Below are 24,964 nucleotides of genomic sequence, written 5' to 3'. Positions count from 1 at the left end.
TTAGCAGGCTAAATAAATATAATACTTCGCCTGCTAAGTAAGTTGGAGATCACATGACCGCCGAAGCTACACATCTGCGCGAGTACTCACTCGTTGAACATCTTGGGCGCTGCCAGCGGTTATGGCGCATGGTGGCCGATGCTGAATTGGCGCCATTAGGGTTAACCCATCCGCGCTGGACCGCGCTGTGGAAATTAAAGCGCATGGGCGATGGTGTGAGCCAAAAGCAGTTGGCGGAATCGCTGGAGATCGAACTGCCCTCGTTAATGCGTACGCTTGGTCAACTTGAGGAGCAGGGGCTAGTCACCCGCGTGAGCTGTACCCAAGATAAACGCGCCCGCATCGTGAACACCACCGAGGCTGGCCGCCAAGTGTTAGCACAGCTCGAGTCGCGTATCGTCAAAATTCGCGCTGAAATGTTGCAAGACGTCTCCTCTGAACAACTCAAGATTTTCGAACAAGTGCTGAGTCAAATCACTCAGTCAGCACTGGATAAACTCGATCAATTAAAAACCTTAGACCGTTAAAGGAGCCTTGTTGTAAATGACACCAGATCAACAATTCGCCCGCATTATTAAATTCGCTATCTGTGGGTTTGTTTTGCTGTTTGGCTATTTTATTTTTGCGGATATGTCGGCGCCATTAACTCCCCAAGCGATGGCGACCCGGCTAATCACCAAAGTGGCACCGCAGGTATCGGGCAAAGTCGTCAATGTGCAGGTGAGTAACAACCAACACGTCAAACAAGGGCAAGTGCTGTTTGAGATTGACGCTGCACCTTATCAGTTAGCACTGCAACAAGCACAATTGAACTTAGAGCAAGCACTGCAAGATAACGCCGAACTCGATGCGCAGATTGCCGCTGCCAAAGCCACGGTGATTGCCGATGATGCGGCGCTAGAGCAAGCCCAACGTGAAGCACGGCGTTTGCATAAACTGGTGGCAGATAACAGTGTGTCGCGCCAGAGCGAAGAGCAAAGTTTTACCGATGTGAAAACCGCCCAAGCAAGCTTAGATGCCGCACGGGCAACCTTACGCAGATTGCAGGTGTCTCGCGGGAGTGTTGGCGAAGATAACTTGCGCTTACGACTGGCCAAAAACCAATTGGCGCAAGCAAAGCTGAATCTGTCCTACACCCAAGTGAAAGCGGATCAAGATGGAGTGGTCAGTAACCTGCAGTTGCAGCAAGGTAGCGTGTTATCCGCCAATGCGCCGGTGATGGCTTTGGTGTCTGATCAGCTTGATGTGATTGCTGACTTTCGTGAAAAAACCATTCGCAATGTTGCGCAAGGCTATCGCGCCTACGTCACCTTCGACGGTGATCCGGGCATGCTGTATGCCGCCAGTGTTAGCAGTATTGATGCCGGTGTGAGTGCTGGGCAGTTTTCTGCCGATGGCTCTTTGGCTGCGCCAGAGCAATCTAACCGCTGGGTGCGTGATGCACAGCGCCTACGGTTGCACTTTACCTTGGAGCATCCATCGCAACGTGAACTGGCCGCTGGCGCGCGTGCCACAGTGCAACTGCTGCCTGAGTCCGGCATCATGCACTGGTTTGCCAAAGCGCAAATTAAGTTCATTGCCTTGCTGCACTACATCTACTAAAGGCCGTTATGTTTTTACCTCATATGTCGTTAACTGCAAACGACTTACGCCAATGTTTACGGATTGCCACCGGCGCGACCTTGGGCTTTGCCCTGTGCAAGGTTATGGGTTGGGACAACGGCGTATTTTTTGTAGTGACGCCGATGTTGTTGCTTGGCTTGGTGCCGGTGATGAATGCGCATGCGGCCAGACAGATGATTGCCTCCAGTGTGTTATGCGCGCTTGAGGTGGGCTTGGTCGGTGGCATGTTGGGCAGTCATCCGGTGGCGATGACCTTGTTTGCCTTTGTGTTATTTCTGCATCGGTTTGCCTGTATGTCGAAAGGGCCGTTGTTTCTGTACGGCGCGAGTGGTGTCATCAATCTCAGCATCATGCTGCACTTTGCCAGCTATTCAACGGTGGATGTGAATGACCTCATCACTCTGAACCTGATGTCGGCCTTTGTGGCTGTGGGCATTGCCTACTTGATGAAGTGGCTCATCCCCGATGTTGAACAACGTCCAGCATTTAAGCCTGAAGGCAAACAGCCCCATCGCCGTCGCCATGAAGCGATACTCGGCGCCACGATGGCAACCATGTCGTTTGTGGTGTTTCAGATGTTTGATCTGCAAGACTCATTATCGGCCCAAGCTACAACGTTACTGCTGTTGTTCCCGATGCATTGGAACGGTGCGTTAGGTTACGCTCGTAAGCGCGCTTACGGTACGATTGTGGGCGTAGGGATGGGATTAATGATTCAAATCTTACTCTATGATTGGGCTGAGATTTTGCTGTTCCTGCTACCGCTGTTTTGGATATGCGTCATGCTCTGTGCTCAAATCCACGTCAAAGAGCGTTCGGGCTCTGGCATCGGCTTTGGTTCAATGACCACCCTTGGTATTTTGTTTGGGCAATATCTGTCGCCAAATAGCGATATGGTGTTTAGCGCCATGTACCGCATCAGCAGTATTCTTGGCTCGATTGTGGCAACCTTGGTGGTGCTGTATTTGATCCACCGACTGCTAAACCGCTTTGAGATGACGCGCTTCGGGACTTAACCGCTGAGCTCTAAGGCGGTTTATCGATGGCTCAGCTCATCTATGTTCATGTAACGGTAATCGCGATACGAAAAAGGGAACCCATGGGTTCCCTTTTGCATTTAGCGTTGGCGTGAATTATTTGCTGTCACGACGACGTGGCTTACGTTCGCCACCTTCGCTGCGGCGTTCACGGCGTTGGCCATCACGACCTTCGCTACGGCCTTCGCTGCTGCGACCTTCACCACGACCTTCACTGCGACGAGGTGCGCCGCCGTCACGACGTGGACGACGTGATGATGAAGCGCCTTCAACTTCAGTACCCGCTTCACGGATATTGATTGGGCGACCACATACACGCACACCACGCAGGTGGGCTAACACTTCTTTTGGCATGCCAGTAGGCAGGTCAACAGTACTGATCTGATCCAGCAATTGAATTTGACCGATGTAACGGCTGTCGATGTTGGCTTCGTTAGCAATCGCGCCAACAATGTTGCCCACACCTACACCGTGGTCACGACCCACTTCAATCACGTAGCGCGCCATCTTGATCTCTGGGTTGTCTTTTAGCTGTTCAGCAATACCGAGATCGCCAGTTGGGCGGGCGCGACGTGGTTTACGATCACCGTTACGGTCATCGCCACGTGAACCGCCATCACGACCATCGCGACCTTCGCGGCTGTCACGGCTATCACGCACACGTTCTTGGATCGCTGGTGGTTGCAGTGGACGCTCTTGTTGTACTAAGTACAGCAGTGCTGAAGCCAGGGTATCGATTTCGATTTCCAGTTGTGAACACAGGGTGCCCACAGCGCTTTGCATAAAGTCCAACTGTTCATTGTTGATGACGCTACCGATCTGCTCGCCTAAACGAGACAAACGACGCTCTGCCACCACTTCTGGACCTGGGATCTTCATTGGCGAAATACGGCTGTTGGTGGCGCGTTCGATGGTGCGCAGCATGCGTATTTCACGGTTAGTCACAAACAGGATCGCCATACCGGTACGGCCAGCACGGCCAGTACGGCCAATACGGTGTACGTAGGCTTCGGTGTCGTATGGAATATCGTAGTTGATAACGTGGCCAATACGTTCAACGTCCAAACCACGCGCTGCAACGTCAGTCGCAATCAGAATATCCAGCTTGCCAGATTTCAGCTGTTCAACTGCGCGTTCACGCGCTTGTTGGTTCATGTCGCCATGCAGTGGTGAACTGGCGTAACCGCGGGCTTCCAGCTTCTCAGCCAGTTCCACACATGAGTTACGGGTACGCACGAAGATGATGATACCTTCCGTGTTTTCCACTTCCAGTACGCGCACCAAGGCTTCCAGTTTGTTGTGTTGCGCAACTTGCACAAAACGTTGTTCGATAGAATCAACGGTGGTGTGGCTGGCCGCAATACTGATATTGACTGGTTCGTTCAGGTGCTTGTTTGCCACACGCTTGATCTGCTCAGGCATGGTGGCTGAAAACAGTGCCAATTGGCGAGTTTCTGGGGTGTGCTCAAGAATCCATTCAATGTCATCGATGAAGCCCATTTTGAGCATTTCATCGGCTTCGTCGAGCACTAAAGATTGCAGATTATCAAGTTTAAGCGTGCCGCGACGCATATGATCCATCACGCGGCCAGGTGTACCTACAACAACCTGAGCACCACGACGCAGAGCTTGCAACTGTTGATGCATGCTTTGACCGCCATAGATAGGCAGTACGTGGAACCCTTTGATAAATTTGGCATAGCTGGAAAAGGCTTCGGCAACTTGTACAGCAAGTTCGCGCGTTGGCGCCAGAACCAGAATCTGCGGGGCGTTGAGGTCACGTTTGATTGCGTTCAGTAACGGCAACGCAAATGCACCGGTTTTACCGGTACCAGTTTGGGCTTGACCAAGGATATCCTTGCCCTCGATCAGCGGTTTGATACTCGCTGCTTGGATAGGGGTTGGATGCTCATAGCCAAGCTCGTTGAGCGCAACTAAAAGCTCCTCGGACAAACCGAGTTCACGGAAAGTAAGTTCAGATGACATTGAATTTTGTAGCCTTGTGGATGTGTCAAAATAGACACAGGAATGGTTTCACACAGACGGAAAATCCGACCCCGCGCCGACTTTTCCGTTAAAAAGGGGCGGATTATAGCGCTGTGGCCAACAAATATCCACAAAATTGTAGCGCAAGCCCGCGAAATCGCCAGCTTACGCTTGAGATAACTGTCTTTTTTATCAAATTGTGTCTAGCGGGTAACTATTTGTTTCACCGAAAAAACTCAACTCAACATCGGTTTCAAAAAACGCGCTGTATGCGATGTTGGGTGCTGAGCGACTTGAGCAGGTGTTCCAGCCGTTAAAATGGTACCACCGCCCGCGCCACCTTCCGGGCCGAGATCGACAATCCAATCAGCGGTTTTGATCACATCAAGGTTGTGCTCAATCACCACTATGGTGTTTCCTTGGCCCTTGAGGCGATGCAATACATCCAACAGCATCTGAATATCGGCAAAGTGCAGCCCGGTGGTGGGCTCATCCAAAATATACAGGGTTTGGCCGGTATCGCGTTTTGACAGCTCTTTGGCCAGTTTCACCCGCTGCGCCTCACCGCCTGAAAGTGTGGTCGCGCTTTGGCCAAGTTGAATATAAGACAAGCCCACTTCCATCAGGGTTTGCAGTTTACGGGCAATTGCAGGAACCGCATCAAAGAAGATACGCGCTTCTTCAACGGTCATCTGCAACACTTCGTGAATGCTCTTGCCTTTGTATTTCACTTCCAGCGTTTCGCGGTTATAGCGTTTGCCTTTACACACGTCGCACGGTACATACACATCGGGCAGAAAGTGCATCTCCACTTTAATCAAACCGTCGCCCTGACAGGCTTCGCAGCGACCGCCTTTGACGTTGAACGAGAAACGCCCCGGCTGATAACCGCGGGTACGTGATTCTTGGGTCGCCGAGAACAGCTCACGGATTGGGGTGAAGATGCCGGTATAGGTGGCTGGGTTGGAGCGCGGTGTCCGGCCAATCGGGCTTTGGTCGATGTCGACCACTTTGTCGCACTGCTCCATGCCTTCAATGCTTTTATACGGCGCAGGCTCGGTGACTGTCGCGCCGTTGAGCATCTTGTGGGCGATACGGAAAAAGGTATCGTTAATCAGGGTCGATTTACCTGATCCCGACACGCCAGTAATACAGGTCAGCAGCCCCACCGGGATCTCGAGATCGACATCTTTGAGGTTGTTGCCGCTGGCGCCAAACAGTTTGATCATCTTGTTCGGATCGCACGGCGTTGGCAGTGAACTGACTTCAATTTTTTTCTTGCCTGACAAATATTGGCCGGTGATGGACGCATCACAGGCGGTGATTTTGGCAAGATCGCCAGCGCAGAGCACTTCGCCACCATGCACGCCAGCACCTGGGCCGATGTCGATAATATGATCCGCCATGCGGATCGCATCTTCATCGTGTTCCACCACAATCACGGTGTTGCCCAAATCGCGCAGGTGGGTCAGGGTGCTTAGCAAACGCTCGTTATCGCGTTGATGCAAGCCAATCGAGGGTTCGTCGAGTACGTACATTACACCAACTAAGCCCGCACCAATTTGGCTCGCCAGCCGAATCCGTTGCGCTTCACCGCCAGAAAGGGTATCGGCAGAGCGCGATAGGCTCAGATAATTCAGCCCGACGTTGACCAAAAAGCCGAGACGATCGCCAATCTCTTTCAGCACTTTTTCAGCGATCTGCGCTTTCTGACCAGAAAACTGGAGCTGATTGAAATAGTCACTGGCATCGGCAATCGACCAGTCGCTGACGGTGGGCAGGGTGATATCACCAATAAATACGTTGCGCGCTTCTTCACGCAGACGTGAGCCGCCACAGCTGGCGCAAGGGCGGGTACTGATAAATTTGGCCAGTTCATCGCGTACTGTGTTGGATTCAGTTTCGCGATAACGGCGATCCATATTGTTGAGAATGCCTTCAAACGGGTGATTACGTACCACCACGTCGCCGCGATCATTGATGTATTTAAAGGCAATGGTTTCTTCACCAGAGCCGTTGAGCACCATCTGCTGAATAGCGCTTGGCAGTTCGGCAAACGGGGTTTCCACGCTGAAGTGGTAGTGTTCCCCTAGCGACTTCAACATTTGGAAGTAATAGAAATTACGCCGATCCCAACCACGGATTGCACCGCCCGCCAGCGACAACTCATCATTAGTAATGACCCGCGCAGGGTCAAAGAACTGCTGCACACCCAAACCGTCACAGGTAGGGCAAGCACCGGCTGGATTGTTGAACGAGAATAAGCGCGGTTCCAGCTCGGCCATTGAATAGCCACATTGGGAGCAAGCAAAATTAGCCGAGAACAGTAACTCCGGCGCAGACTCGTCATCCATGCTCACCACAGAGGCAATACCGCCTGACAGCTCCAGTGCGGTTTCAAACGATTCGGCTAAACGTTGCTGCAAATCAGCCCGCACTTTAAAGCGGTCAACCACCACTTCGATGGTGTGTTTAACGTGTAACTCCAGCTCTGGTGGGTCGGACAGATCGCACACTTCGCCATCGATGCGGGCACGGATGTAACCTTGTGCTGCCAAGCTTTGCAGTAGTTTAACGTGCTCGCCTTTACGGCCTTGGATCACCGGTGCCAGCAGCATTAAACGTTCACCTTCGGGGCGCGCCAGCACTTGGTCAACCATCTGACTGACTGTTTGTGCCGCCAGTGTTTCACCGTGGGTTGGACAACGCGGTTCGCCCACGCGGGCAAACAGCAAACGCAGGTAATCGTATACTTCGGTAATGGTACCGACGGTCGAACGCGGGTTATGCGAGGTGGATTTTTGTTCAATCGAAATCGCTGGGCTCAAGCCTTCAATATGATCAACATCCGGCTTCTCCATCAAGCTAAGGAACTGTCGCGCATAGGCTGACAGCGACTCAACATAGCGACGCTGACCTTCGGCGTACAGGGTATCAAACGCCAACGATGACTTGCCTGAGCCAGATAACCCGGTGATTACAATCAATTTATCGCGAGGAATGGTGAGATTGATATTTTTCAGATTATGGGTGCGGGCACCGCGGATTTCGATGTTTTCCATGTTGAAAAGGCTTTTACTGCTTGCTGGAGGAAAACGTGCAGTATTGCACAAAATCAACACAGCTCATAGATGCAACGCATGTTCATTTATCCCCGGGCGTCAACAGGTAAACGCCGCGTTGCGAAAGGCGATTTGCCGCAGTTTGCGGCGGTCGCTCAGTGCCAAGCGCGCAAGTGTCGACAAAACACGGTTGCTGGATTAACACAATTTAATTCAGCTATCTCGTTGAAAAATTAAACTTAAATTAATTTTTTAGCGTGCGAGCTCGCAAGTGATTGATTTTGCTTTTGGGTGAACATTGGCCTCGTGTTAACATTCACTTTATTAAGTTTTTGATAATTAAAAGGCATCGCAAAAATGGCCAATAACGGGCTTTCCGGCACCGAAAAACGGGTCGCGTTTTCGCTCGCGAGTGTGTTTGGACTGCGAATGATGGGCTTGTTCATGATCATGCCCGTGTTCGCATTATATGGTCAGCACCTGCAAGGTTTTTCTCCATTTTGGGTCGGTATCGCCATTGGCGCGTACGGTCTGACTCAAGCGCTATTACAGATCCCGATGGGCATGCTTTCCGATAAAATTGGGCGCAAACCCGTGATCCTCGGTGGGCTGTTAGTGTTTGCTGCTGGCAGTGTGGTTGCAGCGATGTCAGATACCATTTATGGCGTGGTTGCAGGTCGCGCATTGCAAGGTATGGGGGCGATTGCCGCTGCCGTATTAGCCTTAGCGGCAGACTTAACCCGCGATGAACAGCGCACTAAAGTGATGGCCATCATCGGCATGTGCATCGGCGGCTCGTTTGCGTTAGCGCTGCTGGCTGGGCCGGTAGTGACTCAGTATCTAGGGCTGTCCGGCCTGTTTGGGTTAACCGGCGTATTAGCCTTGGTGGGGATGGCGATTATGTACCTGTTGGTGCCTAATCCCGTGGGGCAAGCACCGAGTGGCGATACCACTGCTGATGCTGGCAAGCTGCTGAAAATGCTGAAAGATCCGCAGCTGTTCCGCTTAGATGCGGGGATCTTCCTGCTGCACTTAACGCTCACCGCGGTATTTGTCGCCTTGCCGTTGGATTTAGTCGATGCGGGCTTAGCCAAAGAACAACACTGGATGCTGTATTTCCCAGCCTTTGTCTTGTCGTTCTTTTTGATGGTGCCAATGATCATCATCGGCGTAAAACGCGCCAATACTAAGCAGATGTTCCAAGTCGCGTTAGTGATCATGGTGATTGCCTTGTTGTTGATGGCGATGTTCTCGCACTCGCTGGTGATGTTATGCATTGCGATTGTGGCCTTCTTCACTGGCTTTAACTATCTCGAAGCCTCACTGCCAAGTTTGATTTCCAAGTTCTGTCCAATAGGGGCAAAAGGCTCAGCGATGGGCGTTTACTCGACCAGTCAATTCTTCGGAGCATTTTGTGGCGGTGTGCTCGGCGGCGGTGCTTATCAGCTAGTGGGCGCTGAGGGCGTTTTTTGTGCGGGCATCGTCTTAATGTTGCTGTGGTTGTCACTGACCTTTGGCATGCAAAACCCTAAACTGCTCAAAAGTTACACCCTTGAAGCGCAAGTAAATGGCCGCGAACAAGCACGGAAAATGGCCACTGAATTATCGCAATTGGCGGGCGTTGCCGAAGCGATTGTGGTGCTTGAAGAGAAGGTCGCTTACCTCAAGGTTGATGACAAATTTGATTTAAGACAGGCGCGAGCTGTGTTAGGCTCTGCCAGTTAAATCGTTTATGCACAGCTAAGCAAAATTCAGGAGAGTTAAATGGCCAGTCGTGGTATTAACAAAGTCATTCTGGTGGGTAACCTTGGACAAGATCCAGAAGTACGTTACATGCCAAACGGCAACGCCGTTGCCAATATCACGGTTGCTACCAGTGATTCTTGGAAAGACCAACAAGGTCAGCAACAAGAGCGTACCGAATGGCATCGCGTGGTGTTTTTCGGCAAGCTAGCTGAAATTGCTGGAGAATACCTGCGCAAAGGTTCGCAAGTTTATCTGGAAGGTAAACTGCAAACCCGCAAGTGGAAAGACCAAAGTGGTCAAGACCGTTACACCACTGAAATCGTGGTCGATCAAAGCGGTACTATGCAGATGCTTGGTGGCCGTAATCAAGGTCAACAAGGTGGTCAAGCCGCTGGCAACATGGGTGGCGGTTATGCGCCGCAAGGTGGCGACAATAACTACGGTGCAGCACCTCAACAACAATATGCCGCGCCACAGCAACAGCAACCACAGCAGCAATATAATGCACCACAAGCTGCCGCACCTGCGTATCAGCAGCCACAGCAAAACACTGGTTATGCGCCAAAACCGCAACAAAACAGCGGTTACGCACCTAAGCCACAAGCGGCTCAACGTCCAGCGCCACAGCAGCCTGCGCCAGCACAGCAACCACAACAGAACTATACCCCAGATCTGGATGATGGTTGGGATGATGATATTCCATTTTGATCGTATTTAACGAAGCAAGCGCTTCTACGATTAAATAGAGAAAAGCCACTGATTACAGTGGCTTTTTTGTTGGGTTCTGTCCTGAAATAGTCCCGTCCTGAAATTCTCAGATACGCGCAAAGATCGTGTCTTTGTAGCAACCCTATTAACTCAATTCGTAATCAAATTCATAGAAATGCTGGCCGTTTTCGATTTTTATCGCCATAGAACCTGACAGGTTGACCAATTCGCCAGTGCCAGAATTGGGCACCACTTCAAGCGTAAGATGTTGGCTGCCATGTGCCATCGTGCCGAAGTGTTGCAGTACAAATCCGCCCTGTTTTCCTGCAAGCGAGCCCTCGACTTGTTCGATGGCGACATATCCGGCAGAACCCTTTACCGGTGACATAGCGCTAAGCATCTCGCCTTGGCTTTGTGCTTCAAGTTCACCGAAAAAATGCTTATCAATCGACATGCGCCCAAGACTGACTCCCTGTTTGCCTGTCGCATATGTTTCTAGCGGTTTAACGCTGACCTCGAATTTACCTGAAATCTTCATCGTATCTTCCTTTATGTAGGGTGTTCTCGCATCGTCAAAGCAAGTGCTTGCGGAATGCGGCATTAATCCTTGTTATCTTGCTTAGTCGCCGCATCAATTTGTTGCTGAGTGTTTTCAGCGGACTTTTGCACCAGTGAATCAAGATTACTTTTAAGTTTTTTAAGATCTTGCGCGTTTTGCGGAACAACAACTTCGCCACCCGTTTGGGCATCTTGGTTGGCAACCGGACTCACCGTTTTCAATTGATTCACCGATAGCCACGCGATAATGACTAATACGATTAATAACAAGATGATTCTCATGATTTTCCCTTCACGAATTGTATTGCTGCAGCAAAACGATTGATTGATAAGTAATCTATCAGAGTCACATCGCCTAAGCGACTAACAAAAAATCACGATTTATGAATGTCATGCGCGTTAGCTATGATGTCAGCTTTAATCGAAGCTAATTCACTCATCATCCTTGTGATCTTCTATCCTATCCCAATATTGATTGTTAATCTCACAGTGATTTTTTGTACCTCGCATGCGTGCATTACACCAACAAAAGGAATTCGATATGAAAGCCATGACCTTGAAGCAACCCGGCGGTTTTGAGCAGATCACCTTGACGGAACTGGCTGACCCGGGTCAGCCAGCGGCTGGCGAAATCCGCGTGGCAATTAAAGCCAGTTCGCTGAATTTTCACGATCTTTTGGTCGCCAATGGCACTGTGCCTACGGCAGAAGATCGCATTCTGATGTCGGATGGTGCGGGTGTGGTGGAAGCCGTGGGCGAGGGCGTCGACGAATTTGCCGTGGGTGATGCTGTGGTCTCTACCTTCTTTCCAAACTGGAGTGCAGGCAAAGCCTTTGCCGACGTTGGGCATTTTGGTCATACCCCAGGCGATGGCCAACAAGGAATGGCGGCAGAATATGTGGTGCGCCCAGTAAGCGCATTTACCAAAGCACCAAGCGGTTGGAGCCACGCGGAAAGTGCCACGATCACCACGGCCGCATTAACCGCATGGCGAGCGTTGGTGGTGGATGGTCAGTTAAAAGCCGGTGACACTGTGTTGACCATGGGAACGGGTGGTGTGTCTATTGCCGCAATTCAGTTAGCCAAAGCGATGGGCGCGCGGGTGATTGCAACCTCTTCGTCCGATGAGAAGTTAGCCAAAGTGAAGGCGCTGGGGGCTGATGAGGTGGTGAACTACAAATCGCATCCGCAATGGGCCGAAGATGTATTGCGTCTAACAAATGGCCAAGGTGTGGATCATGTGGTTGAAGTTGGTGGCCCAGGCACTTTGGCTCAATCGATTGCCTCAGTAAAAGTCGGTGGGCATATTGCGCTGATTGGCGTGCTGACCGGTGTGCAAGGCGAAGTGCCAACGGCGTTGTTGATGGCTAAACAAGCACGCTTACAAGGTTTGATTGTCGGTAGTCGCCAAGACCAACAAGACTTTATCACCGCGATGGAAGTCAATGGTATTCGCCCAGTGATTGATACCACCTTGCCATTCGCGCAGCTGGCCGAAGCCTTTAAGTTGCAATTGAGCGGTAAGCACTTCGGTAAAATCTGTGTGGAGTGGTAAGCGCTCAGAGTGAATGACCCATGAAAATGAAGGCTTAGCCTTCATTTTTTCTTTTAGACGGTGGACTTTCGTTAACGTGCTTCATTTGTTGGAGTGTTTACTAAGCTACCTTTACCCCCAACATTCAACTATACTTGCGCCGCAATTGGCGGACGATTATTCCGCATATTGATTTAGGCACACCGCGTGTTAGCGTCACTGCCACCTTTCATCATTTATCACCTGAGATTTACCATGTCATTTGCTTCACTGGGATTACGCGATTCTATCGTTAGCGCTTTAACCGAGCTGGGTTATTCCCAACCTACGCCTATTCAACAGAAAGCGATTCCGGTGGTGCTTGAAGGGAAAAACCTGTTAGCTGCGGCGCAAACCGGTACCGGTAAAACCGCGAGCTTTGTGTTGCCGCTGCTCCAGCGTTTTGCCGATTGTGCGCCGATTCGCCCTAAGCGCGTGCGTGCGATTATTTTAACGCCTACGCGTGAACTGGCGCTGCAGGTGCACGACAACATCGTTCGCTACGCCAAGCATTTGAAATTAACCTCCATGGCGATGTATGGCGGCGTCGATGAAGCACCACAAAAGCAGCGGCTAATTGAAGGGGTTGATATTCTGGTGGCAACGCCGGGGCGCTTGCTGGATATGTACACGCAGCGGGCGATTCACTTTGATGAGACCTCAGTGTTAGTGCTGGATGAAGCCGATCGCATGCTCGATATGGGCTTCATTGATGCGATCAATAAGATCATCGAACGTCTGCCTGAACAACGCCAAAACCTGTTGTTTTCCGCTACCTTATCAAACCAAGTACGAGGCTTAGCCAAAACAGTGGTGTTTGATCCGGTCGAGATCGAACTGACTCGCAGCAAAGCCAATGCGCCTAAGATTGAACAGTGGTTGGTGACGGTTGATAAAGACACCAAATCCGCGTTACTGAGTCACCTGATTGATACGCTAGGCTGGCAGCAAGCGCTGATTTTTATTCGTACCAAACACGGTGCGGCAAAGTTGGTCAGCCAGTTAGAAAAACGCGGCATTGCCTCCGAAGCATTTCACAGTGGTCGTAGCCAAGCATCGCGTGAACAACTGCTGGAAGATTTTAAAGCGGGCAAGTTGCGGTTTCTGGTGGCCACTGGGGTGGCTTCGCGCGGAATCGATATTGATAGCTTGTCGCGCGTCGTCAACTACGACTTACCTGATGAGGCCGATGATTATATCCACCGTATCGGCCGTACTGGACGCGCGGGCAATGTCGGCGAAGCGGTTTCGCTATTATCAAAAGATGATTTTCGCAATCTGTGCGCCATTGAACGCCGCCTAAATCAGTTGATTGAGCGCCGCGACATTGAAGGCTTTGCTCCGAAAAAGCCAGTGCCGGTGTCTGTGCTGAATTTTGTGCCAAAAAGTAAAACCGCCAAACAAGGCTCAGCGCCGCGTCAGCGCGATTCACAAGCAGGTGATGCTCAGCGTAGCAGTGAAGGCGGTTTCGATAGCAGCCACGCCAAAAAGCATCGCAGCGCTAAAGCCAAACCAAAACCAAACCATTTGCCACGTACGCAGCAAGAGCTGGCAGCGGCTAAAGGTGAACAGCGTAAGGGCGAGCAGCATCCTGAGCCAGCGCGTGGCCGCATCCAACTGCGTCGTAGTCGTCCTGAGGTGAATGCACCTACTGAAATGAATAAACCCACTGAAGTCAAAAAAACCAGAAACGATGATAGCAACACCACGCCAAGCGGCGAGCAGCCAGCATTTAACCCTTGGCTTAGTGGTGCGAAAAAGTAATTCGTAGCCAGCCCTGTGGGCTAGGTAACAGCTCAAACAGCTTGTGTAATAGCGGCGGCGATTCAAATAGAATCACCGCCGTTTTGTTTTTTAGGCGCCAGCCCGCGCTAAGTTAGCCACTCAGCACGGCAGGCTGGATCTTGGACTTACATCAATTTCCGACCCAAATTTTTGGCTTATGCTAACTCGTTCGGCTAAAAGGAATTTGAATAGGATGGTGCCAAGTGAAAACCAGTGCAGCGTGTATTGCGTGTTTAACGCGCCAAGCCGCAGAGGCGGCCAAGCAAGCATGTACCGATGAAGCTCAAGCGGAGCAAGTGCTACAGCGCGTGCTTGCCCAAACGGCCGCTTTTGATCTGTCATTGTCACCGCCGGAAATGGCACAACTCATCCATCGAGTATTGCGCCAAGAAACCGATTGCCACGATCCCTACGCCAAGATGAAAGCTCAATCCGCTGCGATTGCGTTATCACTGGCACACAATGCCAAGCGGGAAATTGCCTGTGCCGATGATCCGTTTGAAGCCGCACTGCGCTTTGCGATTGCAGGGAATATTATCGATTTTGGCGCGTTGCCGATTGCGGCGTTTGAACATGCTCCGCAGATCCTCGATAAAGCGCTGGTGCAGCCAATTGATACCGCAATGGTGGCGCAGCTGAAAGCTGAGCTGCAAACCGCTGAGCGGGTGTTGATCTTGGCGGACAATGTGGGTGAAACCTTCTTCGATAAACTGTTAATCGAACAACTGCCACCGCATGTTGAAGTTATTTACGCCGTAAAAGCATCACCGGTTATTAATGATGCGACCGAAGCGGATACGGTTGATGCGGGCATTGCGGCGTTGGCCAAAGTGATTGATACCGGCTGTGATGCGCCTGGTGTGCCGTTAGCCCAGTGTTCGGTGAGCTTTAAACATTACTTTGATAGCGCCGATGTGGTGATTGCCAAAGGGATGGCTAACTTTGAATCACTGCATGATGCTGAGCGCGAAATCTACTTTTTAACCCAGATTAAATGTTGGGTGATGGCGGAGCGCTCCGCATTTGCGGTGGGCGATTGGGTGATCACCAAACATCAGCCAGAGCGTGTAGCGCAAGCCTCATAAACGGCGGTTATCCAGTCACATTTGCATAGAAACAGCGTAATAGGTTACCGCGTATTACGCTGTTTTTTTATGCATCTACCAGTGGATTCATTAGATAAAGTCATAAGCGTATTATTCGAGAACACTAATGTAGCACGCTAGAAATGAGTGATAATGATCACGCTTTTTAAGTGGTACAGATTAGGAGTATGACAATGAATGTCACTTATGATTTCACAGGCAAGGTTGCCTTAGTTACTGGTGCAGCGTCCGGTATGGGCTTTGCTGCAGCAAAAGCGTATGCACAAGCAGGTGCAGCCGTCATGCTGTCTGATGTTAATGAAACTGCATTGAACAAAGCTGTCGCCGAATTAAGCGCTGAAAAAGGCCAAGTGGCCGGTTTTGTGTGTAATGTCACCGATGAAGCGCAGGTTGCCGATTTAGTTAACCATACCGTGGCCACTTTTGGCGGCTTGGATATGGCCTATAACAATGCCGGTATTCAAGTGCCTGCCGTTGATGCCGCCGATGAGACAGCAGAAAACTTTGATAAAGTGAATGCCATCAACCTGCGCGGTGTGTGGGCTTGTATGAAGCATGAACTGCAATATATGCGTGAACAAGGCAAAGGCTCCATCGTCAACTGTTCATCGGTCGGTGGCTTAGTTGGCTTAGAAAAACTGGCCTCTTACCACGCTTCAAAACACGGCGTATTGGGAATGACCAAAAGCGCTGCGTTGGAATATGCTGAGCGCGGCATCCGTATCAACGCTGTTTGCCCCGGCGCAATCAATACCCCAATGGTGTCAGACATGATTGATAAAGGGGTGATCACCGAAGAGTTTGTTGCCAAAAAACAACCGATCAACCGTTTGGGTCGCCCGGAAGAGGTCGCCAATGCGGTATTGTGGTTAAGCAGTGATGCGGCAAGCTTTGTGATTGGCCATGCCTTGGCGGTTGATGGCGGCTTTACCATTCAATAATCGCTCAATCAGCGCAGGTTAATTTACAGGGATACCCACAGCGGTATCCCTTTTGCTATTTGGCTTAAAATAATTAGCCATGCTTCGGTTACGCTGAAATGACCTGACTGCTTGGTGCCGATGCGGTTTGCTTTTACCTTGAGTGACTCATCAGATGAGTGAGGCGAAAATCTGAAAATTTGCGCGTTATATCAAGATCACAAAACAAGATGAAAAATTTCGCTAACTCCCACCGCTTATCTCTGTAGTAAAATTACGCCTTCTGAAGCGGCTCCTTGGGATGATTTCACCCCTGTCTCAGCGCTGCTAATGCGGATTTCAGCACCCTGTTAACCCGCATGAATAAAGGAATTCTTATCGTTTTCATCGATAAGTATTATCGAAAATAACCAGTGAAAAATTGCTGGTGATTTGTACGATTTAATACGAAAATTAGCCACTCTGAATCGATAGCTAAGTTTTACCTAGGTCACAAAACTGCCGCTGTTTATGAGCCATAAAACAGTTTCTATTTTGTCGGGTAATTTGCGCAACATCTTTACAAGTAGCCCTTGGTCTTATTATCATACAATATGTTCAAGATTGACTAATTTCAGCCATATTTCAGTTTAAGCGAAGGGTTTGTTATGTCTCGTTATGCCTTAGGTTTGGACTACGGTTCAGACTCCGTCAGAGCCCTCTTGGTAGACACCTCAACTGGTGAAGAGGTGGCTAGCCATTTGATTTACTATCCTAGATGGTCCAAAGGCTTGTATTGCGAGCCGGCAAAGGATCAATTCCGTCAACATCCTCTCGACTACCTCGACAGCTTGGAACAAGTACTCCAAGGTCTGTGGCAAGTTGCTCCTGCAGGTGCAGCGGACAAGGTTGTTGGTGTCAGTTTCGACACCACGGGTTCAACACCCGTTGCGGTGAACAAAGACGGCGTGCCATTGGCATTGACGCCTGAGTTTGCTGAAAACCCAAATGCGATGTTCGTCCTGTGGAAAGACCACACAGCGATTGAAGAAGCGGCTGAAATCACCAACGCTGCTAACAAGAGTGAGGTGAACTACCTCAAGCATATGGGCGGCATCTACTCATCTGAGTGGTTCTGGGCTAAAGCGCTGCATGTTTACCGTAGCGATGCCAAAGTGCGTGAAGCCACCTATTCATGGGTTGAGCACTGTGACTGGATCACCGCGATTCTAGCTGGTACTACCCATCCAGAAAAATTCCGCATGGGCCGCTGCGCAGCGGGCCACAAAATCATGTGGAACGAAGAGTGGGGCGGTTTCCCACCGAATGAATTCTTTGTTGGTATCGACCCACTGTTAGACGGTTTGGTGGATACCTTAAACCCAGCAACCGAAACCGCTGGCCAAGTGGCAGGTCGCCTGACTGAAGAGTGGGCGGCGAAACTGGGTCTGCCAGCAGGTATCGCAATTGGTTATGGCGCGTTTGACTGCCACATGGGCGCAGTGGCTGCCAAGGTACGTCCAGGCGTGCTGACCAAAGTGATGGGCACTTCTACTTGTGACATCACTGTGACCTCAAAAGAGCAACTGGCGGGCAAGTCAGTGCGCGGTATCTGTGGTCAAGTGGATGGTTCTGTACTGCCAGGCATGATTGGTCTGGAAGCTGGTCAATCAGCATTTGGTGACTTGTATGCATGGTTCAAAAACCTGCTGCTGTGGCCAATCCGCGAAGTGTTGCCAACCATTGAAGGTGTTGATCAAGCGGCGTTAGCGCAAGCGTTTGAAGATAAAACTTTAGTGGCCATGTCTAATGCTGCCGCTAAATTGCCTATCAGCGAACAGGGTATTGTTGCGCTGGATTGGGTGAACGGCCGTCGTACCCCTGATGCTAACCAAGGCGTGAGCATGGCAATTACGGGCCTGAAAATGGGCAGCAGCGCACCGCAAATCTTCCGTGGTCTGGTTGAAGCAACCGCGTTTGGCGCCCGGGCGATTACCGAACGTTTCCGCGAAGAAGGCGTGAACATCGAGTCAGTAGTCACCATCGGCGGTATCTCGAAGAAATCTGACTTCGTGATGCAGACTTGTGCCGACGTGTGGAACTGCCAGATTGAAGTATTGGAAAGTGACCAAAGCTGTGCGCTTGGTGCAGCCATCTTCGCAGCGGTAGCCGCCGGTGAGTTTGACACCGTCGAAGCTGCACAAGCTGTGATGGCGTCACCTGTATGTAAAACTTATCAACCTATTCCTGAAAATGCAGCGGTGTATGACCGTCTGTATAAGAAATATCAGGCGCTGGGTCAGTACGTTAACGGAGCAAAATAATGAGTTACAAGGAACTCAAGCGCCAGGCTTATGAAGCCAACATGGAGCTGCAAACCCGTAATTTGGTGGTTTACACCTTTGGTAACGTATCTCAAATCGACCGCGACAAAGGTGTGATCGCCATTAAACCAAGTGGCGTATCTTACGATAAGTTGCAGCCTGAAGATTTGGTGATTGTGGATCTGGAAAACAATATCGTCGAAGGCAAAATGCGTCCTTCTTCTGATACCAAAACCCATACTCACTTGTACCGTCATTTTGACAAAATTGGTGGCGTGACTCATACCCACTCCACTTATGCAACCGCATGGGCACAAGCCAAAGTGGCTATTCCATGTTTGGGGACTACGCACGCAGACTTCGTATACGGTGAAATCCCATGTACTGCAGAGATGACTGCAGAGCAGATCACCCGTGATTACGAAGAAGAAACCGGTGTTCAAATCACCGATTGCTACAAAGACAAAGATTATGAAGCTGCACCGATGGTGCTGGTTGCTGGTCACGCGCCATTTACATGGGGTGTTGATGCAGGCAAATCGGTATACCACGCAGTGCTGCTCGAAGAGATTGCCAAGATGTCATATCTGACGCGCACACTGGCGCCACAAGGCACAGTGCTGAGCCAAGCAATCGCAGACAAGCATTATTACAGAAAGCACGGTAAAAACGCTTACTACGGTCAAAACTAACCACGTAAGCCCCGCTTTCAACTAAATCGAGGTCGTTATGAATAGCATTGCAAATAAAGAAGTGTGGTTTGTTACAGGTTCACAAACCCTGTACGGACCAAAAGTGTTGGAAACCGTTGCTGATGACAGCGCTACTATCGTAGCCAGCTTGAATGAAACCGGTAAACTGCCAGTAAAATTGGTATGTAAACCAACCGTAAAAAGCCCAGAAGAGATCTACAACCTGTGCCAACAAGCAAACTCAAGCACTGAGTGCGTGGGCTTGGTACTGTGGATGCACACCTTCTCTCCAGCCAAAATGTGGATTGCAGGTCTGAGCGTATTGAACAAACCTTGGCTGCACCTGCATACCCAATTCCGTGCTGAGCTGCCTTGGGCTGAAATCGACATGAACTACATGAACACTCACCAGAGTGCTCACGGTGACCGTGAATTCGGCTTCATCGGTACCCGTATGCGCAAAGAGCGCAAAGTGGTTGTAGGTCACTGGCAAAACCCAACTGTACAGAGCCAAATCGATGATTGGTGTCGTGCAGCACTGGGCTGGAACGAATCTCGTAACCTGAAAGTTGCCCGTTTCGGCGACAACATGCGTGACGTAGCGGTAACTGAAGGTAACAAAGTTAGCGCCCAAATCACTTTCGGTTATGAAGTTAACGGTTACGGCGTAGCTGACCTCGTTGAAGTGATCAACCAAGTGACCGACGCTGACGTTAAAGGCCAAATCGAAATCTATCGTACAGAATACGATGTAGCCGCTGCGCTGCTGGAAGATGAATACCAATTCAAAATGCTGCAAAACGAAGCACGTTTGGAACTGGGTATGGCACGCTTCCTTGAAGCCGGTAACTTCGGTGCCTTCACCAACACCTTCCAAGACTTACCAGGTATGACTGGTCTGCCAGGTTTGGCAACCCAACGCCTGATGTCTCAAGGTTACGGTTACGGTGCAGAAGGTGACTGGAAAACTTCTGCCATGGTGCGCATCATGAAAGTGATGGGTCAAGGCCGTGACGGTGGTTGTTCATTCATGGAAGACTACACTTACAACTTCGGTGCAGTTGACCAAGCCCTGCAAGCACACATGTTGGAAGTATGTCCAACAATCGCTGCTGCTAAGCCAAAAGTGGAAATCCATCGCCACACCATCGGTGTGAAATGTGATACTGCTCGTCTGCTGTTCAAAGGCAAAGCCGGTGCTGGTGTTGCGGTATCGCCAGTGGATCTGGGTGATCGTTTCCGTATCATCGTGAACGAAGTTGACGCAGTGAATCCACCTGCTGATACCCCTAAACTGCCAGTGGCTTCTGCACTGTGGGAACCACGTCCAAACTTGGCCACCGCTGCTGCAGCATGGATCTACGCTGGTGGCGCGCACCACACTGCCTACAGCCAAGCTGTTAACACTGACATGATCATCGATTATGCAGAAATGGCCGGTGTTGAATGTGCGGTGATTGATGGTGATACCACTGTGCGTTCATTCAAGAATGAATTGCGTCAGAGTGCTGCTTACTACCACCTGAGCAAAGGTCTGTAAGATCTGAGTTTAGAAAAGGCCAACTCCGGTGACGGAGTTGGCCTTTTTGTCGTTTTAGCGCAGAGGCGATTTGATTCCCCTGCGTTGTTGGCGTAGCGCTCGCGTAGACCACTACGCGTCGCGCCCGCCGCCTAGCAGGAAAACCAACTCGCACTCTGCCATTGCTTGCATGTTTGGTTAGAGCAAAAGCGACAAGAAAAAAGCAGTGAGATAAGCGTTAAAGCGAAAGAGTGAAGAGCCAAAACGCGAAAGCGAAAGAGTGAAAAAGCGAATGGTGAGTAGCGCGGCTAATAGCCAAGCCATTCGGAATATGTTTAGCTGGCAAACCTTGTTTGCTGGTCGTTAAGTTCGTCTGAGAGCGAATCCGATAACAAACAACCCCACTTATTGCAGACACAAAATTTAGAGGTATTTGATGATCGACTTAAGCCGATATCGCGGCATTATCTTTGATATGGATGGCACTCTGATTGATTCTATGGGCTCACACCAAGAGGCGTGGCGCTTAGTGTCTGAAGAATATGGTTATCCATGGAACGAGGAGTATATGTACAGCCTCGGTGGTGTGCCAACGCTGCAAACTGTGGTGGTACTCAATGAAAAATATGGCATGAGCCATAACCCTGAAGAAGTCGCCAACCGTAAAAAACAGCTGTGGGAAAACGGCGACCATACCCCTAAATTGATTGCTGATACTTTGGCCGTATTTGAACATTACCGCCCGAGCATGAAAATAGGTGTTGGCACTGGTGCAGAGCGCGCTCACGCCATTGAGATGCTCGAAGCCACCGGCATTCTGCCAAGAATTGATGCGTTAGTGACGGCATCTGATGTCAAAAATGGTAAGCCTGCACCAGATACCTTTCTGGACGTTGCGTTACAGTTAGGGCTCACTCCCGCCGAGTGTGTGGTCTTTGAAGACACGCAAATTGGTGCCAATGCTGCGGCCGCAGCAGGAATGGATTGTGTAATTGTGAAAGATGGCAAGATCCAGTGTTAAAAGCTTGCAACTTGCCGTTTATTTATAATATAAAACGATAAATTTACCCATTGAAAAAGGTATAGGCATGAAAGGACAAACTGAACAACGAGGACGGGGCAAACCATCCCTACTGAGTTATTGCCTGAAAGCAGCTGGTTTATCGCTGGCCGGGATTGCGTTAGCAGGCTGTAGCCCTGCGGAACAAAACTCTGCCCCCACTGCCAAGCCTGCAGCAACGGAACATCACGCTATGAATGAAACAAAAGTCAGTGCAACAGAAAAAAGCTATGGCACGCTGCCAGATGGCACCGAAGTAAAACAGGTCACTCTGACCAACGCCAACGGTATTGAAGTGGAAGTGATCAGCTACGGCGGCATCATCACCAAGATGATCACCCCTGATGCCAAAGGCAATATGAAAGATATCGCCCTTGGGTTTGATACGCTGGAAGAATACATTGCCTCTAAAAACGGTAACCCATATTTTGGCGCGCTGATTGGCCGTTACGGCAACCGTATTGCTGACGGTAAATTCACCCTTGATGGCAAAGAATACACCCTCGCCACCAACGATGGTGATAACCACCTGCACGGCGGTAAATTGGGTTTTGACCAAAAAGTGTGGGGCATCAAGCCATTCGTGAAAGACGGCAAAGCCTGCGTTGAGCTCACCCTGACCAGCCCTGATGGCGAAGAAGGTTACCCAGGCACACTGGAAACCAAAGTGGTTTACGAGCTGACCGCAGACAACAAGCTTGATATGCAGTTTACTGCCACCACTGACAAGCCAACCATCGTCAACCTGACCCAACACAGCTACTTCAACTTGGCGGATAGCGACAGCATTTTGGATCAACAGATCCAAATCAATGCTGATCAATACACTCCAACTCGCCCAGGCTTGATCCCAACTGGCGAAGTGGCAGCTGTAGAAGGCACGCCGTTTGATTTCCGTCAGCCAAAAGCGATCGGTAAAGACATCAACGTGGATAACGAGCAGCTGACAATGGCCGGTGGTTTCGACCACAACTTCGTGCTGCGTCCACACGCCAAAGGCGAACTGGTATTGGCGGCGAAAGTCTCTGATCCTGTCAGCGGCCGTGCGTTAGAAGTGCTGACCGACGAGCCTGCAATCCAATTCTACTCAGGTAACTTCTTGGATGGTTCACTGAAAGGCAAAGGCAAAACTTACGGCAAAAACAGCGGTTTTGCGTTGGAGCCTCAGCACAACCCAGATTCACCGAACCACCCAGAATGGCCAACCACTGAGTTGCGTCCAGGGGAAACCTATCAGATCCAAATCGTGTATCACTTCACTACGATCTAATCTGAGCGCTGTTCACTCAGCAATGCGAATGTCGGCCTAGCCGACATTCGTTTCTTCAAACAGAAAGGAATTCGGTATGAAAGGTTATCTGGCGTTATCTGGCGTATTGGCGCTGTTGGCAACATGCTCAGCATCCGCAGCAGCATGGCAAACCCGCTTCACCAGCCCAGACAAACAGCTATCCGCTTCACTCAGCCTCGATGAGCAAGGCCGTTTGTGGTATCAGCTGTTTCACCATAACCAACCGGTGCTGAAACCTTCGCCACTGGGGCTTAACCTCAATACCACCCAGTTTGATAAAGCGCTGAGCTTTAAAAAAGAGTTCGGCCAAGAGCAGGTACGTAGCCAATACGAGCTGTGGACCGGCAAACAACGCCATGTGGAGTATCAAGCCAACGACATCAAAGTCAGCTTCAGTAATCCGCAAGGGCACACGCTCACCATTGAGATGCGTTTATCCGATGATGGTTTGGCATACCGTTATGTATTGCCTGAAAAATCAACCGATAGCCGCATTGTGATGAATGAACTGACTGGCTTCCACTTCTTCCCTGAAACCAAAGCTTGGCTGCAACACAAAGCCGATGCTAAGTCGGGCTGGGAACGGACTAACCCGTCTTACGAAGAAGACTACAGCCAAAATATCAGCGTCACCACGCCATCCCCAACTGAAAACGGCTGGATCTATCCTGCACTGTATCAATACGGTAACGACTGGATTGCGATTACCGAAGCGGGCAACGACGGCCACTACGCTGGCAGTAACTTGGCACAACAAAGCCCTGATGGCTTGTATCAGTTACGCTTCCCGAGCGAGAAAGAAGCGCTCACCAACGGTAAATGGCTGCCTGAAGCCAAACTGCCGTTGCATTCTCCGTGGCGGATTATCGCCGTGGGTGACTTAAATACCCTGATGAGCTCTACCCTCGGCACCGACTTAGCTGACCCGGCCAAAATCACCGACACCGCTTGGATTAAACCGGGCGTTTCGGCATGGAGCTGGGGCTTACTCAAAGATGAGTCAGTCACTTACCCCATTCAAAAGCAATTTATTGATTACGCGGCTGATATGCACTGGCCGTACATCTTGGTGGATGTGAATTGGGATCAAAACATCGGCTACCAAAAAATGGCTGAACTGGCGGCTTACGCCAAAGCTAAAAATGTTGGCTTACTGGTGTGGTACAACTCCTCTGGCCCTTGGAACGGCACCCAATACACCCCTAAAAGCCAACTGCTGACCCATGATGATCGCGAGCGCGAATTTGCCCGTTTGCAAAAGATGGGCATCAAGGGCGTTAAAGTCGATTTCTTCCCTGGTGATGCATCTTCAGTGATGCAGTATTACCAAGATATTTTGAAAGATGCTGCTGAGCATCAACTGCTGGTGAACTTCCACGGCACCACGCTCCCCCGTGGCTTGCAGCGCACTTGGCCAAACCTGCTCACCGCAGAAGCGGTGAAAGGCTTTGAGATGATCACCTTCTTCCAAGAAGTGGCCGATCGCGAAGCGACCCACATTGCCATGTTGCCGTTTACCCGCAACCTGTTTGACCCAATGGATTTCACACCGATGGTACTGGGCGATATTCCCAATATCGAGCGCAAAACCAGCAATGGTTTTGAGTTAGCGCTGCCGGTGTTATTAACTTCAGGCATTCAACATCTGGTCACCACGCCTGAGCAGATGAGTGCAATGCCTGAGTTCGTGAAGCGTTACCTGCGCTCTGTGCCCGGCAGTTGGGATGAGAGTCGATTTCTTGGGGGATATCCCGGCAAATACGCTGTGATCGCCAGACGTGCAGGCAAACAATGGTTCATCGCTGGCATTAACGCCGAAAAAGAACCTAAAACACTCGCGCTGGATCTGTCCTTTGTGGGAAATGGACAGGGATGGTTAATTGAAGACGGCGATACCCCGCGTGCGGTGGTGCAGTCTGATATCGACAGCAGTATCCGCCAGCTAACACTGAAACCGTCCGCCGGTTTTGTGATGGTTTTTAATTGAGAGACGTT

The 24,964-nt window shown here is 50.4% G+C and carries 19 protein-coding genes; 15 read left to right on the top strand and 4 right to left on the bottom strand.

The window, feature by feature from the left end; genetic code table 11:
• Positions 1-53: 53 nt before the first annotated feature.
• From JYB87_RS15685 to JYB87_RS15675, 3 genes are read left to right on the top strand one after another with little or no spacing between them, the layout of a single operon-like run.
• Positions 54-527, top strand: a complete 474-nt coding sequence (locus JYB87_RS15685; RefSeq protein ID WP_207354384.1) for a MarR family transcriptional regulator — start codon at positions 54-56, stop codon at positions 525-527.
• 16 nt (positions 528-543) lie between these two features.
• Positions 544-1,602 (top strand): HlyD family secretion protein, encoded by a 1,059-nt coding sequence (locus JYB87_RS15680; RefSeq protein ID WP_207354383.1) that lies wholly within the window; start codon positions 544-546, stop codon positions 1,600-1,602.
• A gap of 8 nt (positions 1,603-1,610) precedes the next feature.
• Positions 1,611-2,639 (top strand): DUF2955 domain-containing protein, encoded by a 1,029-nt coding sequence (locus JYB87_RS15675; RefSeq protein ID WP_207354382.1) that lies wholly within the window; start codon positions 1,611-1,613, stop codon positions 2,637-2,639.
• Positions 2,640-2,756: 117 nt separating this feature from the next.
• Here the strand turns inward: JYB87_RS15675 and JYB87_RS15670 are convergent, their stop codons facing one another.
• Both JYB87_RS15670 and uvrA read right to left on the bottom strand, forming a co-directional pair.
• Positions 2,757-4,646 (bottom strand): DEAD/DEAH box helicase, encoded by a 1,890-nt coding sequence (locus JYB87_RS15670; protein ID WP_207354381.1) that lies wholly within the window; start codon positions 4,644-4,646, stop codon positions 2,757-2,759.
• 236 nt (positions 4,647-4,882) lie between these two features.
• Positions 4,883-7,708, bottom strand: a complete 2,826-nt coding sequence (gene uvrA / locus JYB87_RS15665) for an excinuclease ABC subunit UvrA (protein WP_207354380.1) — start codon at positions 7,706-7,708, stop codon at positions 4,883-4,885.
• Positions 7,709-8,065: 357 nt separating this feature from the next.
• On the opposite strand from uvrA, the gene JYB87_RS15660 reads away from it, so the two are divergent.
• Both JYB87_RS15660 and ssb read left to right on the top strand, forming a co-directional pair.
• Positions 8,066-9,433, top strand: a complete 1,368-nt coding sequence (locus tag JYB87_RS15660; RefSeq protein ID WP_207354379.1) for an MFS transporter — start codon at positions 8,066-8,068, stop codon at positions 9,431-9,433.
• A gap of 39 nt (positions 9,434-9,472) precedes the next feature.
• Entirely contained in the window at positions 9,473-10,162 is a 690-nt protein-coding gene (gene ssb, locus JYB87_RS15655) for a single-stranded DNA-binding protein (protein ID WP_207354378.1), read from the top strand.
• A 145-nt stretch (positions 10,163-10,307) separates the two neighbouring features.
• On the opposite strand, the gene JYB87_RS15650 is transcribed toward ssb, so the two are convergent.
• Positions 10,308-10,700 (bottom strand): DUF3224 domain-containing protein, encoded by a 393-nt coding sequence (locus tag JYB87_RS15650; protein ID WP_207354377.1) that lies wholly within the window; start codon positions 10,698-10,700, stop codon positions 10,308-10,310.
• A gap of 62 nt (positions 10,701-10,762) precedes the next feature.
• Positions 10,763-11,002 (bottom strand): hypothetical protein, encoded by a 240-nt coding sequence (locus tag JYB87_RS15645; RefSeq protein ID WP_207354376.1) that lies wholly within the window; start codon positions 11,000-11,002, stop codon positions 10,763-10,765.
• Between the two features lie 259 nt (positions 11,003-11,261).
• On the opposite strand from JYB87_RS15645, the gene JYB87_RS15640 reads away from it, so the two are divergent.
• From JYB87_RS15640 to JYB87_RS15595, 10 genes are all read left to right on the top strand, one after another.
• A complete protein-coding gene (locus tag JYB87_RS15640) occupies positions 11,262-12,275 on the top strand; it encodes a zinc-dependent alcohol dehydrogenase family protein (RefSeq protein ID WP_207354375.1) in 1,014 nt (337 codons plus the stop codon).
• A 234-nt stretch (positions 12,276-12,509) separates the two neighbouring features.
• Positions 12,510-14,057 carry a DEAD/DEAH box helicase gene (locus JYB87_RS15635; RefSeq protein ID WP_207354374.1) on the top strand — a complete coding sequence of 516 codons (1,548 nt, stop codon included), beginning with the start codon at positions 12,510-12,512 and terminating at the stop codon, positions 14,055-14,057.
• 224 nt (positions 14,058-14,281) lie between these two features.
• Positions 14,282-15,163 (top strand): damage-control phosphatase ARMT1 family protein, encoded by an 882-nt coding sequence (locus tag JYB87_RS15630; RefSeq protein WP_207354373.1) that lies wholly within the window; start codon positions 14,282-14,284, stop codon positions 15,161-15,163.
• Positions 15,164-15,357: 194 nt separating this feature from the next.
• A complete protein-coding gene (locus JYB87_RS15625) occupies positions 15,358-16,125 on the top strand; it encodes an SDR family oxidoreductase (RefSeq protein ID WP_207354372.1) in 768 nt (255 codons plus the stop codon).
• Positions 16,126-16,751: 626 nt separating this feature from the next.
• Positions 16,752-18,407 (top strand): ribulokinase, encoded by a 1,656-nt coding sequence (locus JYB87_RS15620; RefSeq protein WP_207354371.1) that lies wholly within the window; start codon positions 16,752-16,754, stop codon positions 18,405-18,407.
• Positions 18,407-19,099: an L-ribulose-5-phosphate 4-epimerase gene (locus tag JYB87_RS15615; RefSeq protein ID WP_207354370.1), complete on the top strand. Its 693-nt coding sequence runs from the start codon at positions 18,407-18,409 to the stop codon at positions 19,097-19,099. Before JYB87_RS15620 ends, JYB87_RS15615 begins: the two co-directional genes overlap by 1 nt.
• A 37-nt stretch (positions 19,100-19,136) precedes the next feature.
• Entirely contained in the window at positions 19,137-20,639 is a 1,503-nt protein-coding gene (gene araA, locus JYB87_RS15610) for an L-arabinose isomerase (RefSeq protein ID WP_207354369.1), read from the top strand.
• 415 nt (positions 20,640-21,054) lie between these two features.
• Complete coding sequence (locus tag JYB87_RS15605; RefSeq protein WP_207354368.1) at positions 21,055-21,639, top strand: beta-phosphoglucomutase family hydrolase; 585 nt, start codon at positions 21,055-21,057, stop codon at positions 21,637-21,639.
• Positions 21,640-21,706: 67 nt separating this feature from the next.
• Positions 21,707-22,948, top strand: a complete 1,242-nt coding sequence (locus JYB87_RS15600; protein WP_228729889.1) for an aldose epimerase family protein — start codon at positions 21,707-21,709, stop codon at positions 22,946-22,948.
• A 76-nt stretch (positions 22,949-23,024) separates the two neighbouring features.
• Positions 23,025-24,956 (top strand): glycoside hydrolase family 97 protein, encoded by a 1,932-nt coding sequence (locus tag JYB87_RS15595; RefSeq protein WP_207354367.1) that lies wholly within the window; start codon positions 23,025-23,027, stop codon positions 24,954-24,956.
• The last annotated feature ends 8 nt before the right edge of the window (positions 24,957-24,964 follow it).

Source organism: Shewanella avicenniae, from assembly GCF_017354945.1.
GTDB lineage: Bacteria > Pseudomonadota > Gammaproteobacteria > Enterobacterales > Shewanellaceae > Shewanella > Shewanella avicenniae.
The sequence above is the reverse complement of the archived record's forward strand: the minus strand, read 5'-3'. Positions and strand labels throughout refer to the sequence as shown.

Bases quoted from the DNA above. Each gene is read 5' to 3' on its own strand.
- JYB87_RS15615 (WP_207354370.1), top strand. From the start codon at position 18,407: ATGAGTTACAAGGAACTCAAGCGCCAGGCTTATGAAGCCAACATGGAG.
- uvrA (WP_207354380.1), bottom strand. From the start codon at position 7,708: ATGGAAAACATCGAAATCCGCGGTGCCCGCACCCATAATCTGAAAAAT.
- JYB87_RS15660 (WP_207354379.1), top strand. From the start codon at position 8,066: ATGGCCAATAACGGGCTTTCCGGCACCGAAAAACGGGTCGCGTTTTCG.
- ssb (WP_207354378.1), top strand. From the start codon at position 9,473: ATGGCCAGTCGTGGTATTAACAAAGTCATTCTGGTGGGTAACCTTGGA.
- JYB87_RS15640 (WP_207354375.1), top strand. From the start codon at position 11,262: ATGAAAGCCATGACCTTGAAGCAACCCGGCGGTTTTGAGCAGATCACC.
- JYB87_RS15670 (WP_207354381.1), bottom strand. From the start codon at position 4,646: ATGTCATCTGAACTTACTTTCCGTGAACTCGGTTTGTCCGAGGAGCTT.
- JYB87_RS15625 (WP_207354372.1), top strand. From the start codon at position 15,358: ATGAATGTCACTTATGATTTCACAGGCAAGGTTGCCTTAGTTACTGGT.
- JYB87_RS15600 (WP_228729889.1), top strand. From the start codon at position 21,707: ATGAAAGGACAAACTGAACAACGAGGACGGGGCAAACCATCCCTACTG.
- JYB87_RS15635 (WP_207354374.1), top strand. From the start codon at position 12,510: ATGTCATTTGCTTCACTGGGATTACGCGATTCTATCGTTAGCGCTTTA.
- JYB87_RS15650 (WP_207354377.1), bottom strand. From the start codon at position 10,700: ATGAAGATTTCAGGTAAATTCGAGGTCAGCGTTAAACCGCTAGAAACA.
- JYB87_RS15680 (WP_207354383.1), top strand. From the start codon at position 544: ATGACACCAGATCAACAATTCGCCCGCATTATTAAATTCGCTATCTGT.
- JYB87_RS15685 (WP_207354384.1), top strand. From the start codon at position 54: ATGACCGCCGAAGCTACACATCTGCGCGAGTACTCACTCGTTGAACAT.
- araA (WP_207354369.1), top strand. From the start codon at position 19,137: ATGAATAGCATTGCAAATAAAGAAGTGTGGTTTGTTACAGGTTCACAA.
- JYB87_RS15620 (WP_207354371.1), top strand. From the start codon at position 16,752: ATGTCTCGTTATGCCTTAGGTTTGGACTACGGTTCAGACTCCGTCAGA.
- JYB87_RS15675 (WP_207354382.1), top strand. From the start codon at position 1,611: ATGTTTTTACCTCATATGTCGTTAACTGCAAACGACTTACGCCAATGT.
- JYB87_RS15595 (WP_207354367.1), top strand. From the start codon at position 23,025: ATGAAAGGTTATCTGGCGTTATCTGGCGTATTGGCGCTGTTGGCAACA.
- JYB87_RS15645 (WP_207354376.1), bottom strand. From the start codon at position 11,002: ATGAGAATCATCTTGTTATTAATCGTATTAGTCATTATCGCGTGGCTA.
- JYB87_RS15605 (WP_207354368.1), top strand. From the start codon at position 21,055: ATGATCGACTTAAGCCGATATCGCGGCATTATCTTTGATATGGATGGC.